Origin of the sequence: Mesorhizobium sp. M0051 (assembly GCF_040323235.1) — a bacterium.
GTDB lineage: Bacteria > Pseudomonadota > Alphaproteobacteria > Rhizobiales > Rhizobiaceae > Mesorhizobium.
Map to the genome: position 1 here is coordinate 152323 of NZ_JAMYUT010000013.1, position 16963 is coordinate 169285.

At 63.1% G+C, this 16963-nt stretch carries 17 protein-coding genes; 11 read left to right on the forward strand and 6 right to left on the reverse strand.

The window, feature by feature from the left end; translation table 11 throughout:
- Nucleotides 1–270 precede the first annotated feature (270 nt).
- Entirely contained in the window at nucleotides 271–1299 is a 1029-nt protein-coding gene (gene gntR, locus NKJ90_RS15945; protein WP_023756914.1) for an HTH-type transcriptional regulator GntR, read from the reverse strand.
- Between the two features lie 158 nt (nucleotides 1300–1457).
- Complete coding sequence (locus tag NKJ90_RS15950; protein ID WP_352486334.1) at nucleotides 1458–2687, reverse strand: MFS transporter; 1230 nt, start codon at nucleotides 2685–2687, stop codon at nucleotides 1458–1460.
- Nucleotides 2688–2861: 174 nt separating this feature from the next.
- Here NKJ90_RS15950 and NKJ90_RS15955 point away from each other — a divergent pair, with 174 nt between their 5' ends.
- Nucleotides 2862–3149, forward strand: coding sequence for a DUF3175 domain-containing protein (locus tag NKJ90_RS15955; protein ID WP_023756912.1), 288 nt, complete (start codon nucleotides 2862–2864; stop codon nucleotides 3147–3149).
- 16 nt (nucleotides 3150–3165) lie between these two features.
- On the opposite strand, the gene NKJ90_RS15960 is transcribed toward NKJ90_RS15955, so the two are convergent.
- Both NKJ90_RS15960 and NKJ90_RS15965 read right to left on the reverse strand, forming a co-directional pair.
- Nucleotides 3166–3942: a FadR/GntR family transcriptional regulator gene (locus tag NKJ90_RS15960; protein ID WP_023756911.1), complete on the reverse strand. Its 777-nt coding sequence runs from the start codon at nucleotides 3940–3942 to the stop codon at nucleotides 3166–3168.
- Between the two features lie 102 nt (nucleotides 3943–4044).
- On the reverse strand, nucleotides 4045–4941 hold the full coding sequence (locus NKJ90_RS15965) for an NAD-dependent epimerase/dehydratase family protein (protein ID WP_023756910.1): 897 nt from the start codon (nucleotides 4939–4941) through the stop codon (nucleotides 4045–4047).
- A 119-nt stretch (nucleotides 4942–5060) separates the two neighbouring features.
- Between NKJ90_RS15965 and NKJ90_RS15970 the strand changes: the two genes are divergently transcribed.
- The gene (locus NKJ90_RS15970; RefSeq protein ID WP_023756909.1) at nucleotides 5061–5999 is read left to right on the forward strand and encodes an NAD(P)-dependent oxidoreductase; all 939 of its coding nucleotides are present in this window, start codon (nucleotides 5061–5063) and stop codon (nucleotides 5997–5999) included.
- A gap of 18 nt (nucleotides 6000–6017) precedes the next feature.
- On the opposite strand, the gene NKJ90_RS15975 is transcribed toward NKJ90_RS15970, so the two are convergent.
- Nucleotides 6018–6800, reverse strand: coding sequence for a FadR/GntR family transcriptional regulator (locus NKJ90_RS15975; RefSeq protein WP_023756908.1), 783 nt, complete (start codon nucleotides 6798–6800; stop codon nucleotides 6018–6020).
- Nucleotides 6801–6979: 179 nt separating this feature from the next.
- On the reverse strand, nucleotides 6980–7969 hold the full coding sequence (locus NKJ90_RS15980; RefSeq protein WP_023756907.1) for a sugar-binding protein: 990 nt from the start codon (nucleotides 7967–7969) through the stop codon (nucleotides 6980–6982).
- A 494-nt stretch (nucleotides 7970–8463) separates the two neighbouring features.
- Here NKJ90_RS15980 and NKJ90_RS15985 point away from each other — a divergent pair, with 494 nt between their 5' ends.
- The 9 genes from NKJ90_RS15985 to NKJ90_RS16025 all read left to right on the forward strand — a co-directional run bounded on the left by NKJ90_RS15985 (nucleotide 8464) and on the right by NKJ90_RS16025 (nucleotide 16696).
- Nucleotides 8464–9204 carry an ATP-binding cassette domain-containing protein gene (locus NKJ90_RS15985; RefSeq protein ID WP_352486338.1) on the forward strand — a complete coding sequence of 247 codons (741 nt, stop codon included), beginning with the start codon at nucleotides 8464–8466 and terminating at the stop codon, nucleotides 9202–9204.
- Nucleotides 9205–9243: 39 nt separating this feature from the next.
- Nucleotides 9244–10242, forward strand: a complete 999-nt coding sequence (locus tag NKJ90_RS15990; protein ID WP_023756906.1) for an ABC transporter permease — start codon at nucleotides 9244–9246, stop codon at nucleotides 10240–10242.
- 327 nt (nucleotides 10243–10569) lie between these two features.
- On the forward strand, nucleotides 10570–11397 hold the full coding sequence (locus NKJ90_RS15995) for a helix-turn-helix domain-containing protein (protein WP_023756905.1): 828 nt from the start codon (nucleotides 10570–10572) through the stop codon (nucleotides 11395–11397).
- A 121-nt stretch (nucleotides 11398–11518) separates the two neighbouring features.
- Nucleotides 11519–11962 (forward strand): SRPBCC family protein, encoded by a 444-nt coding sequence (locus NKJ90_RS16000; protein WP_023756904.1) that lies wholly within the window; start codon nucleotides 11519–11521, stop codon nucleotides 11960–11962.
- 13 nt (nucleotides 11963–11975) lie between these two features.
- A complete protein-coding gene (locus NKJ90_RS16005) occupies nucleotides 11976–12767 on the forward strand; it encodes an FAD binding domain-containing protein (protein WP_023756903.1) in 792 nt (263 codons plus the stop codon).
- Between the two features lie 56 nt (nucleotides 12768–12823).
- The gene (locus NKJ90_RS16010; protein WP_023756902.1) at nucleotides 12824–13306 is read left to right on the forward strand and encodes a (2Fe-2S)-binding protein; all 483 of its coding nucleotides are present in this window, start codon (nucleotides 12824–12826) and stop codon (nucleotides 13304–13306) included.
- Between the two features lie 126 nt (nucleotides 13307–13432).
- Nucleotides 13433–14800: a xanthine dehydrogenase family protein molybdopterin-binding subunit gene (locus tag NKJ90_RS16015; RefSeq protein WP_023756900.1), complete on the forward strand. Its 1368-nt coding sequence runs from the start codon at nucleotides 13433–13435 to the stop codon at nucleotides 14798–14800.
- Nucleotide 14801: 1 nt separating this feature from the next.
- A complete protein-coding gene (locus NKJ90_RS16020; RefSeq protein ID WP_023756899.1) occupies nucleotides 14802–15806 on the forward strand; it encodes a xanthine dehydrogenase family protein molybdopterin-binding subunit in 1005 nt (334 codons plus the stop codon).
- 8 nt (nucleotides 15807–15814) lie between these two features.
- Complete coding sequence (locus tag NKJ90_RS16025) at nucleotides 15815–16696, forward strand: AAA family ATPase (protein ID WP_023756898.1); 882 nt, start codon at nucleotides 15815–15817, stop codon at nucleotides 16694–16696.
- Nucleotides 16697–16963 lie beyond the last annotated feature (267 nt).

Consider the following 16963-nt stretch of genomic DNA (forward strand, 5'->3'; position numbering starts at 1 on the left):
TTTCGCTATGCGAAATTATTGACGCGATCGGGCCGGCACCTCCTTGCCTTGGCATACGCGTTTAGTCGCCTGTGACGGCCGACCCAGTTCCTCCCCTTGTCACCGCCAGCCGAGCGAAAACTATCATATTATCCATAATAAACAAGAATTAGTTGTCGCTTATGTATAATAAACAGCCGCACCCCGCTGCGCGCCCATCTGCTCAGCGGAAAATGGTAGCGCTACCAAATTGTCCTGTAAACCGGCATTCGCACAGTCGTTTCTGTGTATTCAACGGGCGGTGCTCTCGCGGCGCTTGAGCTCGAAACCGAGATCGACGATCCGTTGCTCCGGCCTGTCGCCGGCGATCGCAGCCAGCGCCATGGCGACCGCACGCCTGCCGATCTCGTAGCGATGGGTGCGGATGCTGGTGATCGACGGAAACGCCACCTGCATCATGTCGAGGTCGTTGAAACCGACGATACCGATCGTCTTCGGCACCAAGATCGAGGTGCGATGACACTCGAACAACACGCCGAGCGCGATGTCGTCATTGTTGCAGAAGACAGCGTCGAGTGTCGGCACCTTGGCCAGTGCGTCGCGGAACATCTCGCGGCCGAGCGATACGCTGGACGGAACCGGCGTGGTGGTGACGAGGCGCGGGTCGAATAGCCCGGCCGCCTCCATCGCCGCGCGGTAGCCGGCAAGGCGTCGCTGCGAACGTGGGTCCATGCGCGCGCCGATGAAGCCGATGCGGCAATAGCCGGCCTCGATCAGATGTTCGGTCGCCGTCCTGCCGCCGTCCAGATGCGAGAAGCCGACCATCATGTCGACTGGATCTGGCCCGGTTTCCATGACCTGCACCACCGGGCAGCCGGCGTTCTCCAGCAGCTTTCGCGAGACTGGTGTCTGGTCGATGCCGGCGACGATCAGCGCTGCCGGCCGCTGCGAGCCGAACACCTGCAGCAGCCGTTCTTCCTCGAGGCCGGAATAATGGGTGTTGCCGAGTTGGATGCGAAAGGGGCTGTCGGACAGGCTGTCATAGATGCCGCGCACCACCTCGGCAAAGACGTTGTTGGTAAGCGACGGCACCAGGACGCCGAACACCTCGGCGCGCGCCGAGGCCAGCGCCCGCGCATTCGGGTCCGGCACATAGCCGAGTTCGTCGACGGCGGCCTGGATCTGGCGACGCAGCTCTTCCGAGACACGCTCCGGCTCGCGCAAGGCGCGCGACACTGTGATGGCGCCGACCCCGGCCTTGCGCGCGACATCCGATATGGTCGGGCGGCCGCCACCACGGCGAGAGCGCGGCTTGATCACGGAAGCGCTCGCTCGGGAATGCACCCGGCAGTGCGCGGTCGCGATACAGTCGTTTTTGCTGTCACCATCCCGCCGGCCCGCTTTGCCGCACCCACTCGCCTTCTGGCGTCGCGCAGCCTGTTGTCCTTGTCAAGCAACGGCAACAATCCTGCCAGCCTTCAAGCCATCGCGGCGGTGCTGCGCCGGGCCTTCCAGAACAACAGTCCGATCGCCAGTATGTTCAGCAAATTCCAGGCGATGCCGTTCAGGAACGCCGCGGCATAAGAACCGGTGAGGTCGTAGATCCAGCCCGACATCCAGCCACCGATCGCCATGCCGAAGATCGTCGCCATCATCACGATGCCGATGCGCTGGCCGGCCTCTTTGGCGGGCATGTAGTCGCGCACGATGATGGCGTGGCAAGGCACGATGCCGCCTTGCGACAGGCCGAATACCAGCGACACCACATAGAGCGAGGCAAGCCCGTCGAACGGGATGTAGAACAGCAGCGACAGACATTGCAGCACCGAACCGATCATGAGCGTTTTCATGCCGCCGATGCGATCGGCAACAAAGCCCGATGCCAACCGGCTGACGACGCCGCCCGCCATCATGATCGACAGCATGTCGGCGCCGTGTGCCACGCCGTAGCCGAGATCCATGCAATAGGCGACGATATGCACCTGCGGCATCGACATCGCCACGCAGCAGCCGAGGCCGGCGACGACCAGCAGCACCTGCAACGCCGCCGGCGACAGCGAGATCGGCTGCACCGGCCGGCTCCCGGGCGAACCTGCGGCTGCCGCCGCCGGGGCACCGCGCCGCAGCATCAGCACCAGCGGCACCATGGTCACCAGGCAGAAGATGCCGATGGCCGCATAGGTGAAACGCCAGCCCTCCGCCTTCATGAGTGTCGGCATGATGGTCGGCCAGAACGCCCCGGCAAGGTAGTTGCCGGCGGCCGCCGCGGTCACCGCGACACCGCGCCGGCGGTTGAACCAATGCGAGATATCGGCGATCAGCGGCCCGAAGATCACCGATGTACCGACGCCGATCAGCAGCCCTTGGGCAAGGGTGAACTGCAGGATCGAGGTCGACAGCGCCGCGAGCAGGAGGCCGGCGGAGAGCGCAATCGAAGAGAGCAGCGCCGGGACCCAGTAGCCCATACGGTCGATGGCGCGGCCGATCAGCACGTTGCCGGCGGCAAAGCCGACCATGGTCGCGGTGTAGGGCATGGACGCCGCGGCGCGGTCGACGCCGAACTCGGCCTGCACGGCGGGCAGCACCACGACAACCGCCCACATGCCGACGGCACCGATCGTCGCCAGCAGCATCGAGATGGCGAGCCGCATCCAGGCATAGGAGCTGTCGATGCCGGTGCTCGGCTGAATGCTGTCGGTTCGGGCCAATGCGTTTCCTGTCGGCGCTCTCAGTTCGGCTGCCGTCTCGCGCCCATTATCGGCCCATCCTCAAGCCGCAGCAGCGCCACAGCGGGCAAATCCGTGGCTCCAGAGCCAGGGACGTGGGAACCGATGCCAAAGTGCGGAGTTTCCCGGCCAGCCCCCTGCATAAGGAGTCCTGCCGTGAGCGCGAAGAAAAAATGGTCGGCCGACGTGACCGAGCACAGCGATGCGTTGGATCTCGAGGACCACGTCTTCGAATCCGACGACGCCAAGAAGATCGCCGCCTCGCTCAAGCGATCCGCCGAACACAGCCACCGGCGCAAGGCCGGACCGTTCCAGTCAGCCATGTCGATGCTGAACTTCTACATCAACCGCGCCGGCAAGAACCTGCCCGCCGAGCGCAGACAAGTACTTGAGGACGCCAAGGACGAACTGCGCGCCGCCTTCGGGCGTGAGAAAGACGATTAGCAGCGCCCAATAGGCCCTATCGGGCGCGGATGACGCCGTCGGTGTTTGCCAACAACTTGCGCACCGCGTTGCGCGCCGCATCCGGGCGTTGCAGCCGGATGTTCTTCTCGATTGCCTCATGCAGCTTCTGCGCATGATTGAGATCGTCGATCTCCCGCGTCGTATAGGCAAAGAGATGATCGAAGGCGGATTCGATCAGCACGCCGAGCGGCACCAGAAGGTCGTTGCCCGAGGCACGCAGAATGGCGAGGTGAAAACGGGTGTCGGCGCGGGTGCGATCCTGCAGGCTGGCCGCCTCGCCCATCTCCCGGCATGCCTGGCTGATCTCGGCCATCTGTTCGTCGGTCCGCCGCATCGCGGCAAAGGCGGTCGCTTCCGGCTCGATGATGTGGCGGAACTCCTGCACGGTCTTCAGGAACACTTCGCGATCCGGCGATGTCGCGTACCAGGCCAGCACATCGCGATCGAGCAGGTTCCAGCGTTCCTTCGGCTCGACCCAGCTGCCGATCTTGGGGCGTGAGGCCAGCAGGCCCTTGGCCATCAGCATCTTGATCGCTTCACGCACCGCCGAGCGGCTGACGCTGAAGGTCTCCGACCATTTCGCTTCATTCGGCAGGATCGTGCCGGGCGGATAGTCGCCACGCACGATCCTGAGGCCTATCTCGCTGGCCAGCGAGGCATGAACGCTCGAGCCTGGAATGCGCGCCGCGTCGGGTCGGCGTACGCCGGCGGAACGCTCGGTGGAAGCCGCTTTCGCTGGCGATTTTTCCTTGTTCGGCTTCGCGTCCCGCATGCGTTCCAGAAAGTCCGGATTGAGGGTGCTGTCAAGCGCGGCAAGCGGCTTGGGCCGCAAAGCCGGGCGCTGTGCACAGATCAGCCCAGTTGCTCTCGTGAATCAGGCCGTCGTCACGTATTTGCGCCAGCTATGCTCCGGGTGGAAACCGAGCACCTCGCGTGCCTTGCGGTTGGACAGCAGCGTTTCATATTCGCCGAGTTCGGTTTTGACCGGCACGCCGGGGTAGAAACGCTTCAAGAGCTCGGCGGTCGGCAGATCGGACGAGGTATCATCGTTGGCGGCGTTGAACACCTGGTAGCCGAGGCCGTCCTTCTCGATGGCGCGCAGCGTTATCTGGCCGAGGTCGCGCGCATCGACATAGCTCCAGGCGATGCGCTTGCGGAAACCGGGATCGGCGAACCATTTCGGAAAAAGCGAATATTCATGCGGCTCGATGACGTTGCCAATGCGCAAGGCGTAGATATCGGTGCCGTTGCGCTGTGCGAACGCGCGTGCCGTCTTCTCGTTGACGACCTTGGACAGCGCATAGCTGTCCATCGGATCGACGTCGTACTCCTCGTCGAGCGGGAAATATTTGGGATCGCGCGGCTCGTTGGCGAAAACCAGGCCATAGGTCGTTTCGCTGGAGGCGATCACCACCTTGGGGATGCCGAGCTTCACAGCCGCCTCGATGACATTGTAGGTGCCGAGCGCATTGATACGGAACACCTCATTGTCGGTGGTAATCATGATGCGCGGGATGGCGGCGAAATGGACCACGGCATCGACCGGCTGGGGGCGCAGCGATGGGTCGAATTCATGCAGGCCCATGTAGCTCGACAGCGCGTTGAACACCTGCCCGCTGTCGGTGATGTCGGTGATCAGCGTGCGCACCTTGGGGTTGCCGAGCGGCTTGGTGTCGATGTTGAGCACCTGACAGCCCTGCTCCACCAGATACTGCACGACATGGCGTCCAGCCTTGCCGCTGCCGCCGGTGAACATGATCCGCTTCGCCATTTTGCTCTCCACATCCTCTGGAATTTATGTGTATTGTCAGACAATACCGCGATCCGCAACCGCTCTCGCCTGCAAAACGGCAGCGCCGATCATCAATCATTGCAACAGGACTTGAAGACATGAATACGACCGCCGCGAGCGAAAAGATCGGCTTCATCGGCCTTGGCCTCATGGGACACGGGATCGCCAAGAACATCGTCGACAAGGGCTACGCCCTGACCTTTCTCGGCCGCAAGAACCGCAAGCCGGCGGAAGACCTTATTGGCCGCGGCGCCACTGAAGCATCGACCTCGCGCGATGTGGCGGCGGCATCGACAATCGTCTTCATCTGCGTCACCGGCTCACGCGAGGTCGAAGCCATCATTCGTGGCCCCGGCGGCCTCAAGGAGGGTTTGAAGAAAGGCTCGGTCGTGATCGATTGCTCGACCTCAGATCCTGTCTCGACGGTGGCGCTGGCGGCGGAACTTAAGGCGCTCGGCATCGATCTTGTCGACGCGCCGCTGAGCCGCACGCCGAAGGAAGCCTGGGAAGGCACGCTCGACGCCATGGTCGGCGCGCCGGACGACCTCTTTGCCAGGGTGAAACCGGTGATCGAAACCTGGGCCGGCCGCATCGTCCATATCGGCGATACCGGCGACGGCCACCGCATGAAGCTGCTCAACAATTTCATCTCGCTCGGCTACGCAGCGATCTATTCCGAGGCATTGGCGCTGGCCGAGAAGGTCGGCATCTCGCCGCCGCGCTTCGACAGCGTCATCCGCAATGGCCGCATGGATTGCGGCTTCTACCAGACCTTCATGCGCTGGACGCTGGAGGGCGACCGCGACGCCCACAAATTCTCGATCGCCAACGCCTTCAAGGACCTGACCTACCTGGAATCGATGGCGGGGGCAGCCGGCATCGCCAATCCGCTCGGCAACGCCACCAAGAACTCCTTCGCCGGCGCCCATGCCACCGGCCCTGCCGAGCAATTCGTACCTATGCTGGCGACGCATATCGGCAAGATCAACGGCGTCGACCTGATGCCGACCAAGGACGGCAAGAAGCAGACGATCTGAGCCAGACAAAGGCGCCTGTCAGCGCCTTGACCGCCCGATCCCATCGTCGGTGTTTTCAAGCAGCTTGTGCACGGCACTGCGCGCGGCTACCGGACGTCGCAGGCGGATGTTCTTCTCGATCGCCTCATGCAGTTTCTGTGCCTGCCGCTGATCACCGACCTGCTGCGTTGTGAACGCGAAGAGATGGTCGAGCGCCGACTCGATCAGAACGCCGAGCGGCACCAAAAGGTCGTTGCCGGAGGCGCGCAGGATAGCCAGATGAAAGCGCGTGTCGGCGCGGATACGGTCCTGCAGGCTCAGGGCCTCGTTCATGTCGCGGCAGGCCTGGCTGATCTCCTCCATCTGCTGGTCGCTACGCCGCACGGCGGCAAAGGCCGACGCCTCGGGCTCGATGATGTGGCGGAACTCCTGTACGGTGCGCAGAAAAGCCTCGCGGTCAGGAGCGGTCGCGTACCAGGCCAGCACGTCACGGTCGAGCAGGTTCCAGCGCTCCTTCGGCTCGACCCAGCTGCCGATCTTGGGGCGCGATGCCAACAGGCTTTTCGCCATCAGCATCTTGATGGCTTCGCGCACCGCCGAACGGCTGACATTGAAGATCTCGGCCCATTTGGCCTCATTGGGCAGGATAGTGCCGGGCGGATAGTCGCCGCGCACGATCCGCAAGCCAATCTCGCCGGCCAGCGAGACATGCACGCTCGCCCCTGCGAAGTGCGCCGCACCACCCGTTCGCATGACGGCCGTACGGCGGCTGGCTTGTGCCTTGGTCCGATCGGCTCGCTCTTTTGACTTCTCGTCCGGCATCCACGTTCCAATGCGTCGGCCGTCTGACGTCCGGACTGGCCCGAACCTGCACGGTGCGCCGATCTTGCCGAAAAATCCAAACCATGGACGCGCCAAAGCCGGCGCCTGTCGCCCCAACCATTGCGTCCAATTCAGGAAGTGACGGGGCGCCCGTTGCCGAGCGCCCCGAAATCGAAAACCTACTTCTGGATGCAGGTGTCGACAGTATCCTTGGTGCATTCGTCGAGGCCGGTGAACACCGGATCGGCGACGGCCTTGCCCTCGATGAGGTCGATCATCACCGACGGCGCCTTGTAGCCCATTTCGAACGGCCGCTGACCGACCAGCGCGGTCACGAGACCGTCACGGGCGATCGCCACCTCGTCGCCGATCGTGTCGGCGGCACCGATGACGAAGTCGTTGCTGGCTATCCGGTCCTTGAGCGGTCCGAACAGATCGCGATAGGGCTGCGGCGCGCCGAACAGCGGCCAGCCGCCCATGATGCCGAAGGCGTCGAGCTTGGGGTTGGCGGCGAGGATGTCGGTCATCGCCTGTACGCCCTTGGCGCCGTCGTCATTGGTGAACACCGGGCAGCCTGCAACTTCGGTCCAGCCACCTTCACCGGCAAGTGCGGCGAGGCCGTCCTTGCCCGAAAGCGCATCACGCATGCCCTGGGCACGACGCAGGATGTTGTCGGCAGCCGGGTTGCCTTCAATGGTGCAGATCGTACCACCATTCGGCTTGCCCTTCTTGATGTACTCGCCGATCTTCTTGCCCATCAGATAGTTGTCGGTGCCGAGATAGGTCTTGCGAAGTGCTGCATCTTCCTTGCTGAGATCCGCATCGACGGTCATGATCGGGATCGTCGGGTTGGCGGTCTTGATCGTCTGCGCGATCAGTGGCGCGTTGGACGGCGAAATTGCCATCGCCACCGTGTCGGCCTTGCTCAGCATGTCCTGGACGATCTGCGCCTCGCCGGCTTCATCGGAAGTCGACGCCGGACCGGTGTAGAAGCACTCATATTCCGAGCTGGCGTTTTCCTTGTTCCATTTCTCGCAGCCCTGGTGAATGGCTTCGAAGAACGGATTGTCGAGACCTTTCACGACAATGACGAGCTGTTTCTTGGCCAAAGCCGGCCCGGCGCCAAGCGCCATGGCGGCGACGGCGGCGAGCAAAAGTGTTTTCCTCATGTCAGTCCTCCCTTGGAAACAGACGGGCACGGCGTGCCCGCCACACAGATCGACCGGATGCGTGCTGACAGAGGGTCGTTGTGCGAGCGCTCATGTCATACGCCAGGCCGATAAGTATTTTCATCTCGGTCGGCCAGATCGAAAACTGACTGGCAACGACCGACAATCCTCCGATGATCCCGCGCGGCAGGCCGGCATGGGATCGGTATATTAAATTTAGTCCTCCGATGCTCAGCTAATCTCGGCTCGCGGCCAACGTCAATGCCATTTGTCCTACAAAACTGATTTTTCGAAAGATTCAACCCCGTCCCGCAAGAGCCTCCGGCCGCATTTCCATGACTATCGCCAATTCTTATTCGTCTGACAATTGACGCCTGCGCAGGCATTCGCGTAGATGCACGTCAGCGCTGTTTCCGGGAGGAGCTGGAAAAGCGTGGCGAAAGCTGCGCCCGGTCCACCGGAAAAGCAGGCAAGGCACGGGGAGGTTAAGGCTGGTGGCGGTTCTCGAACTCACCAACATCTCAAGGCATTTCGGCGCCATCCAGGCGGTCAACGACGTGTCGTTGTCGATCGAGCCCGGACAGGTGGTCGGCCTGATGGGCGACAACGGCGCCGGCAAGTCGACGCTGGTCAAGATGATCGCCGGCAATTTCCGCCCGAGCCATGGCACCATGCGAATGGACGGCAAGGAGTTGATCCTGCACAAGCCGGCGGAAGCCCGCCAGCACGGCATCGAGATCGTCCACCAGGATCTGGCGCTCTGCAACAATCTGACCGCGGCGGCGAATGTCTATCTCGGCCGCGAATTGCGCCGCGGCCTAGGGCCGCTCCGCATCCTCGATTATGCGACGATGTACAAGCGCGCAGGCCAGCTCTTCGCCGAATTGAAGTCCGAGACCCGTCCGCGCGACCTCGTCAAGCAGATGTCGGGTGGCCAGCGCCAGGCGGTGGCGATTGCCCGCACCATGCTGTCGCAGGCCAAGATCGTGCTGATGGACGAACCGACGGCCGCAATCTCGGTCCGCCAGGTCGCCGAGGTGCTGAACCTGATCCGCCATTTGCGCGACCAGGGCATCGCCGTGGTGCTGATCAGTCACCGCATGCCCGATGTCTTCACCGTCGCCGACCGCGTCATCGTCATGCGACGCGGCCGCAAGGTCGCCGACAAGACGATTGCGTCGAGTTCGCCCGAGGAAGTCACCGGGCTGATCACCGGCGCCATCGAACAGGTTTGATTTCAAGCTTTTCACTATGACAGCAAATGAAGGTCGATGATGGCACTGACAATTGACCAGCCGATCGAGCACAAGCAGCAATCCTTGCCGGCAAGGTTGTTTGCCAGCCAGACTTTCTGGGTGGTGATCTCCGTCATCCTTGCGTGCGTGTTCCTATCGTTTGCCACCGACGCCTTCGCCACGTCGAAAAACCTCTACAACATCACCCGCAACATCACCTTCGTCGCCATCATCGCGCTCGGCATGACCTTCGTCATCATCACCGGCGGCATCGACCTGTCGGTCGGCTCGGTGCTTTGCCTGTCGTCGATGATTTTGGCCGTCACCATGCATGCCGGCTACTCGATCGAGGTCGGCATTCTGGCCTCTATCGCAACCGCGCTCGCCATCGGCGCCTTCAACGGCATCCTGATCGCCTATCTTGGCTTTCCACCATTCGTGGTAACGCTCGGTGTGCTGTCGATCGCCCGCAGCCTGGCGATGGTCGCCTCCAACAACACCGTCGTCTTCCAGTTCGGGCCAGACCACGCCAAACTGCTGGCATTGGGCGGCGGCGCCTGGGTGTTCGGCATCGCCAATCCGGTTCTCTACATGATCCTTCTGGCGCTGATCACCGGCTTCATCCTGCGCTGGACCAAGTTCGGCCGCCACATCTTCGCCATTGGCGGCAATGAGCATGCGGCGACACTGACCGGCGTGCCGGTGCGCAAGATCAAGGTTGCCGTCTACATGATCTCGGCGCTGTCGGCAGGCATTGCCGGCATCATCCAGACCGGCTGGCTGGGCGCCGTCACCACCAATCTCGGCACCGGCATGGAGTTGCAGGTGATCGCCGCCACTGTCATCGGCGGCGCCAATCTGGCTGGTGGCGTCGGCACCGCCTTCGGCGCCATCGTCGGCGCGGCCCTGATCGAAGTGATCCGCAACAGCCTTGGCCTTCTCGGCATCAATGCCTTCTGGCAAGGCGTGTTCATCGGCGGCGCCATCCTGCTGGCGGTGCTGTTCGACCGCATCCGCAATTTCCGCCGCAGCGATTAAGACCATGATCCCCAAGAGTGGAAACCGGTTTTCTCGGACAAACGGAACCGGTTGCCCAGAGATCATCGTCATACGACAAAACAGTCTGTGACAAACGCCCTGTTCAGCCTCGATGGGCGGCTTGCGCTGACGGCTTCGGTTTGAGAGGGCGTTCTTCCCTTCTTCCCTTGTGGGAGAAGGGGAAACCTATCGCTCAGTCTGAAAATCCGCCGGCATCGACCGTCATTCACCTTCGTCGCAGCCCCGCGTCTTGACGCGGCCCCGAACTCAGCAGCACTATCCCGGCGCAGGCGAAGGGAGGCCAGTCGTCTGCGGGAGGATATACCCATGACGGAAGCGATCAGGCTCTACTGGGGCCGGTTCGGACATGTTTCTGTCCTCAATGTCGCAAGCGACTTCGTCACCCATGCCCATGTCGAGGCGCATCTGATCATCTGGCTGGAAGGCACGGCCGGGGAGATGACCATCGGCCGAGAGACCGTACGGCTTGGCCCCTGCACCGCCGCCGGCATCAACTCCTTCCAGCCGCACAGCCATGTTCTGTCGCAAAACAGGACGCCCGGTCTGTTTCTCGCCTTCTACATCGATCCGGATTGGGCGCGGCGCCGCCGCGACCTGCCCTCGTCCGCGCCACTGTTTTCACAAGCCGCGATCACGCTCGAACCTTGGCTGCATCAGGCCGCCGCCAATCTGCTCGACCATCTCAGCGATAATGAGAGCATCGACGACATCGCCAACTACGAGATCGAGCGTTTCATCGACTCGGTGCTCGATGCCGCCGACGCCTCGGCGCCGCAGGAGGTGCGTGTCCGCATCAACACCATGCAGGACTTCCGGGTCCGCAAGGCGATCCAGTTGATGAAAGCCAATGTCTGCGAGCGCATTTGCTTCGACGAGGTGGCGCGCAGTGTCGGACTGTCGCGGCCGCATTTCTTCGCTCTGTTCAAGGAACAGACCAATCTGACGCCCAACGTCTACTGGAACACGCTGCGCATGGACGAAGCGGTGCGGCAGCTGCAATGGTCGCAGGAGCCGCTGATCTCGGTCGCGTGCAATCTCGGCTTCACCACGCAGGGCAATTTCTCGCGCTTCTTCCGCGACCATGTCGGCGTGCCGCCGACGGTCTATCGTGAGGCCGCGCGAGCCATCGCCTGAACCAGCGGCCCCGCCACCCTTTTTCAGACTCCTTGATACGCACTCAAGACGCATTGATAAGCGTCGCTAGACCTGCCGCCCTACCCTTGCACCGGATCGCATTTGCAAGGGAACATTAGATATGGCGAAAGTCACCATCTCCAGCGTCATCGACGCGCCGGTCGAAAAAGTCTGGGCGCGCATACGCGATTTCAACGGATTGCCAAGCTGGCATCCGCGCATGGTCGAAAGCCATATCGAGGACGGCAAGGACGCTTCGACGATAGGCAGCGTGCGCAATTTTCAGCTCATCAGCGGCGCGCGCCTGCGCGAAAAGCTGCTCGACTTCTCCGACCGGGATTTCCTCGTCAGCTATTCTATCCTCGAGACGCCGCAGCCGCTCACCAACCACAAGGCGACGCTGCAATTGCGGCGGGTGACCGATGGCGACCGTACCTATGCCGAATGGACCGCCAGCTTCGACGCAGCACCCGAAGAAGCCGACAAGCTGGCCGAGGGCATGGGCGCCAATGTCTTCCAGGGCGGCTTCAATGCCCTGAAGAGCCACTTCGCCGGCCAGAGCTGACAGGAGCCAAACCATGGCGCTAGCACTGCAGACCTTTGCAACGGTGAAGGACGCCAACGCAGCACTGAAAGCCGCTGGCACGCGCTATCTCGGTGGCGGCACACTCGTGATCCGCGCGGCCAACGAGGGCGATGTTTCGGTCTCCGGCTTTGTCAGGTCGACCGAGCCGTCTTTGTCCACCATCGCGGTTGCCGGCGGCAAGGTCCGCATCGGCGCTTCGGTGACCATGTCGACGATCTCCCGCCATGCGGACCTCGGCGCTCTTGCCAAGGCCGCCCGCGCCGTTGGCGGCCCGGCAGTCCGCAACATGGCGACCATCGGCGGCAATCTGTTCGCGCCGGCTCCCTATGGCGATTTCGCTGTTGCCCTGCTGGCGCTCGACGCCATTGTCGGCACCGATGACGGCGAAGCGCCGATAGAGATCTTCCTGGCCAATCGGTACGGCAGCGCCATCGTCACCTCAGTGAGCTTCGCGCTGCCGAAAGCCGACAGTTTCCGTTTCCTGAAAGTGTCGCGGGTCAAGCCCAAGGGCGTCTCGGTGCTCAGCATCGCCAGCGTTCTGGAACTGGCGCCGGATGGCACCGTGTCTTCGGCGCGGATTGCATTGGGATGCATGGCCGACCGGCCAATGCGCGCCAAATCGGCCGAAAACGCTCTGATCGGCCAAAGCCTGACCAAGGACGGCATCGCGTCGGCCTTGGCGGCAGTCAACGACGGCACTTCGCCTGCAACCGATCCGATTGCCAGCGCCTGGTATCGCAACGAAGTGCTGCCGGTCCATCTCGGCCGGCTGCTGCTCGGCTAATAACCTGTCGGGGGCGCGCGCTTGCCCTGCGGGGCAGGCGCGCTGGGAGGAAAAACATGGCGAAGGTCCCGGTTCAATTCACGCTCAACGGCTCCGAGAAGGCCGAATTCGTCGACAGCGGCACGACGCTGCTGCACGCCTTGCGCGACAAGATCGGCGACACCTCGCCGAAAGGCGGTTGCCATCAAGGCACCTGCGGCGCCTGCTCGGTCATCATCGACGGCGAACTCAGGCTCTCCTGCCTGACGCTGGCCGAGACCTGCAATGGCGTTGCCATCACCACGACGGCGGGGCTTTCGGAAGCTGGCGTGCTGCACCCGCTGCAGCGCGCCTTTCTGGAGGCCTTCGCCACGCAATGCGGCTTCTGCACGCCTGGCATGATCATGGCCGCCAAGGTGCTGCTCGACCACACCCCGAACCCCAGCCGCGACGAGGTGGTCGAGGCGCTGTCGGGCAACATCTGCCGCTGCACCGGCTACGAGCCGATCATCCAGGCGGTGCTGACCGCCGCGCGGTCCAACTCTCAGAACGCGGCCTAGAGCCGGATGATTTCAGGTCGATTCGACCTGAAATCTGAATCCGCCTCTAAATCAAAGAGATAGAGCATGATGTCGTCCGAAAACCGCTTCACACCTTTCGGCATCATGCTCTGAGGGAACAAAAGAATGGAACTGCGCAAGAACTACTTCGCCGATGTCCGCAAGGACGATCTGCATGAGATCGGCCAGCCAAGGCCGCGCTCGGATTCGCCCGGCCATGTCACCGGCAAGACCGCCTTTTTCGCCGACCGCAATTTCCCGGGCATGCTGCATCTGAAGATGGTGCGCAGCCCCCATCACCATGCCCGCATCCGCTCGATCGACGCGTCGGAAGCCGAGAGGCATCCGGGCGTCGTCAGAGTGCTGACCGCCAAGGATGTGCCGCACAATGTCTATACCATTCTCATCCTGATCCAGATCGGGCCGGAGGATGAAACCGTTCTGGCCGACGGCAAGGTGCGCTGGAAGGGAGAGGCCGTGGTCGCCGTGCTGGCCGAGACCGAGCGCGCCGCACAAGAGGCTGTCGCCAAGGTCAAGGTCGACTATGAGGTTCTGCCGGCTGTCTTCGACATGGAGGAGGCGCTGAAGCCCGGCGCGCCGCTGGTGAATGAGTACCACGGCCAGAACTACTACCTCTATGACAGCGGCGAGTGCCGCAAGGTGCGCTTCGGCGATGTCGAGGCGGGCTTCGCCGGCGCCGACCACGTGCTGGAGCAGAGCTACCAGTCCTCGCCGATCGAGCACGCGCCTACCGAAACGACGGGCTGCCTTGTGGTGCCCGAGGGCAATGACCGCTTCACCTGCTACACCAACACGCAGGCGATGTTCTTCACCCTCGACAACACATCGATCATCCTGCAGATGCCGGGCAGCAAATTGCATTTCGTCGGCGGCACCGTTGGCGGCGGCTTTGGCGGCAAGGTCGACGTCATCGTCGAGCCGATCGCCATCCTCGGCGCCAAGCTAACAGGACGACCAGTCTGTTTTATTTACAGCCGCGAAGAGGAGATGCAGATATCGTCACCTCGCGCCGCCGAAAAAATCGTCATCAAGGACGGCGTCATGAAGGACGGCCGCATCGTCGCGCGCAAGGTCACCGGCTACACCGACGCCGGCGCCTATTCGCGCCACTCACCCTATGGCGCGCAGAAGGGCGCGGGTCACTACCCCGGTCCCTACACCATCCCCAATGTCTGGATCGACACCTACTGCGTCTATACCAACCGCACCCCTTCCTCCGCCATGCGCGGCTTCGGCGTCACCATCGGCGACTTCGCGCTGGAGGTGCAGATGGACAAGCTGGCGCGGCTGATCGGCATGGACCCGCTCGAATTCCGCTTCATCAACGCCTATCGCGACGGCGACATGAAGGCGCACCGCCAGCCGACCGAGGGCGCGGCGCTGATCGAATGCATGCAGGAAGCCTCGCGCGCCGCCAACTGGCCGGTGGCGGAAAAATTCATGGCCATGACCTCCTATGTGAAGGGAGCTTGAGATGGCGATCAGGCGCGGACGCGGCGTTGCCGCGATCAATTATCCGACCGGCATGAACCTCGGCGGCGACCCGACGCAGGCGCTGGTGCATTCGACGCCGACCGGCAATTTCATGGTGACGCTGTCCAGCGTCGATCTCGGCCAGGGCATGAAGCAGATCATGGCGCAGATCTGCGCCGAGACGATCGGCGTGCCGACCGACCGCGTCGTCGTCGACACCGCCGACACCGACACCGGCCCGCACTGCATGGGCACCTTCGCATCGCGCGGCACCCACCGCGCCGGCAACGCCGTCATCCAGGCGGCCAGGGAAGCCCGCCAGGTGATGCTGGAAGTGGCTGCGGAAGAGCTGGAAGTGAATGCCTCCGACCTCGAGACCGACGGCCAGGGCAACATCCTGGTCAAGGGCGCGCCGCAGAAATCGATCTCGATCTTCGATGTCGCGCTGTCGGCGCATTTCAAGCGCGGCCGCTCGATTTCCGGCCGCGGCATGTTCCTGATCCCGCGCTCCTATCCGGAGAAAGAGACCGGTGCGATGAAGCCGTCGACCTGCTACGCGCATGCCTGCACCGTGGCCGAGGTCGAGGTCGATGACGAGACCGGCGAAGTCACCGTGCTGACAGTCAAGAACGTCTTCGAGATCGGCCGCGCGCTGAACCCGAAAATGGTCGAGCAACAACTCGTCGGCGGCTCCTGGATGGGCATCAGTCACGCGCTCTACGAAACCACGGAACCCTACTATCCCAACCGCGACCATGGCGGCACCGACTTCAACCAGTATCTCATGCCCGGCCCCGGCGACCTTGCCGAGACCGAGATCATCGTGCTGGAGCGACCCTCGGCAGACGGGCCATACGGTGCCAAGGGACCGGGCGAAATGTGCGCCAATCCGCAAATCCCGGCGGTCGCCAATGCCGTCTTCGATGCCGTCGGCGTGCGCATCGACACGTTGCCGATCACGCCGGAGCGCATTTTGCGCGCGCTGAAGGCGCAAGCGGCGAACTGAGGGCCGCAATGAACGGGACAAGCGCCGAGACTGTCGCGACCTCGCCGGAGGCGGTGGCACAGCATCTGGCCGCCTCACGCTATCTGGCGGATGAGAGCCTTTCCACAGCCATCTTCCTGGCGATCCGGCTGGGCAAGCCGCTGCTGCTCGAAGGCGCGCCCGGCGTCGGCAAAACGGAAGCGGCCAAGGCGATCGCCGCGCTGCTCGGCCGCGATCTGGTGCGGCTGCAATGCTATGAAGGCATCGACGCCGCGCATGCGCTCTACGAATGGAATTATCAACGCCAGCTGCTCGCCATCCGCCATGCCGGCGAGCATGAGATCGATATCTATGACGACCGTTTCCTGATCGCGCGGCCGCTGCTGCAGGTGCTGAAGGCGCCGGAGCAGCGCATACTGCTGGTCGATGAGATCGACCGTTCCGACCACGAATTTGAAGCACTGCTTTTGGAATTCCTCTCCGATTTCCAAATCAGCATTCCCGAGCGCGGCACCATCCGCGCCACCGCGCAGCCGATCGTCATCCTGACCTCGAACCGCACCCGTGAACTCGCCGAGGCGCTGCGCCGGCGCTGCGTCTATCACTGGATCGGCTATCCCAATGCCGAGCGCGAGGCCGCCATCATCATGCTGCGCGCCGGCGATGTGGCCGAGGCAACGGCGCGCGCGGTGGCCGCAGCCGTGCAGACCATCCGCGCCCGCCCGCTCGCCAAGCCGCCAGGCATCGCCGAAGCGGTCGAATGGGCCAACGCCGCCACCATCCTGGAAAAAGGCGGCAGCCCATGGCCGGAAGCCTTCCGCCGCGCCATCGGCGTGCTGATCAAGGACGAGGAGGATCTCTCCTACATCGCGCCCGAGCTTGGCCGCATTGTCGAGGAGGCGCTGGCGTGATGCGCGACGTCAACGACCCCTTCGCCCCGTTCCTTCCGGAACGCTGGCGGGACAGCGCCCCCCTCTGTCCTGCCGGACATCTCCCCCTCAAGGGGGGAGATCAGCTGTCATCTCGGCTTTCGCCAATCCCCCACGTCGCAGTACCAGGCGACGCGTCAAAGCTGCCAATCTCCCCCCTTGAGGGCAGGGCTATCGCATATGAGTAAAGAGGCTAAGCAGGTTTTGATCGGCCCATCGTGCCTTGAGTCGTTTGTGGCTGAGCGGGAT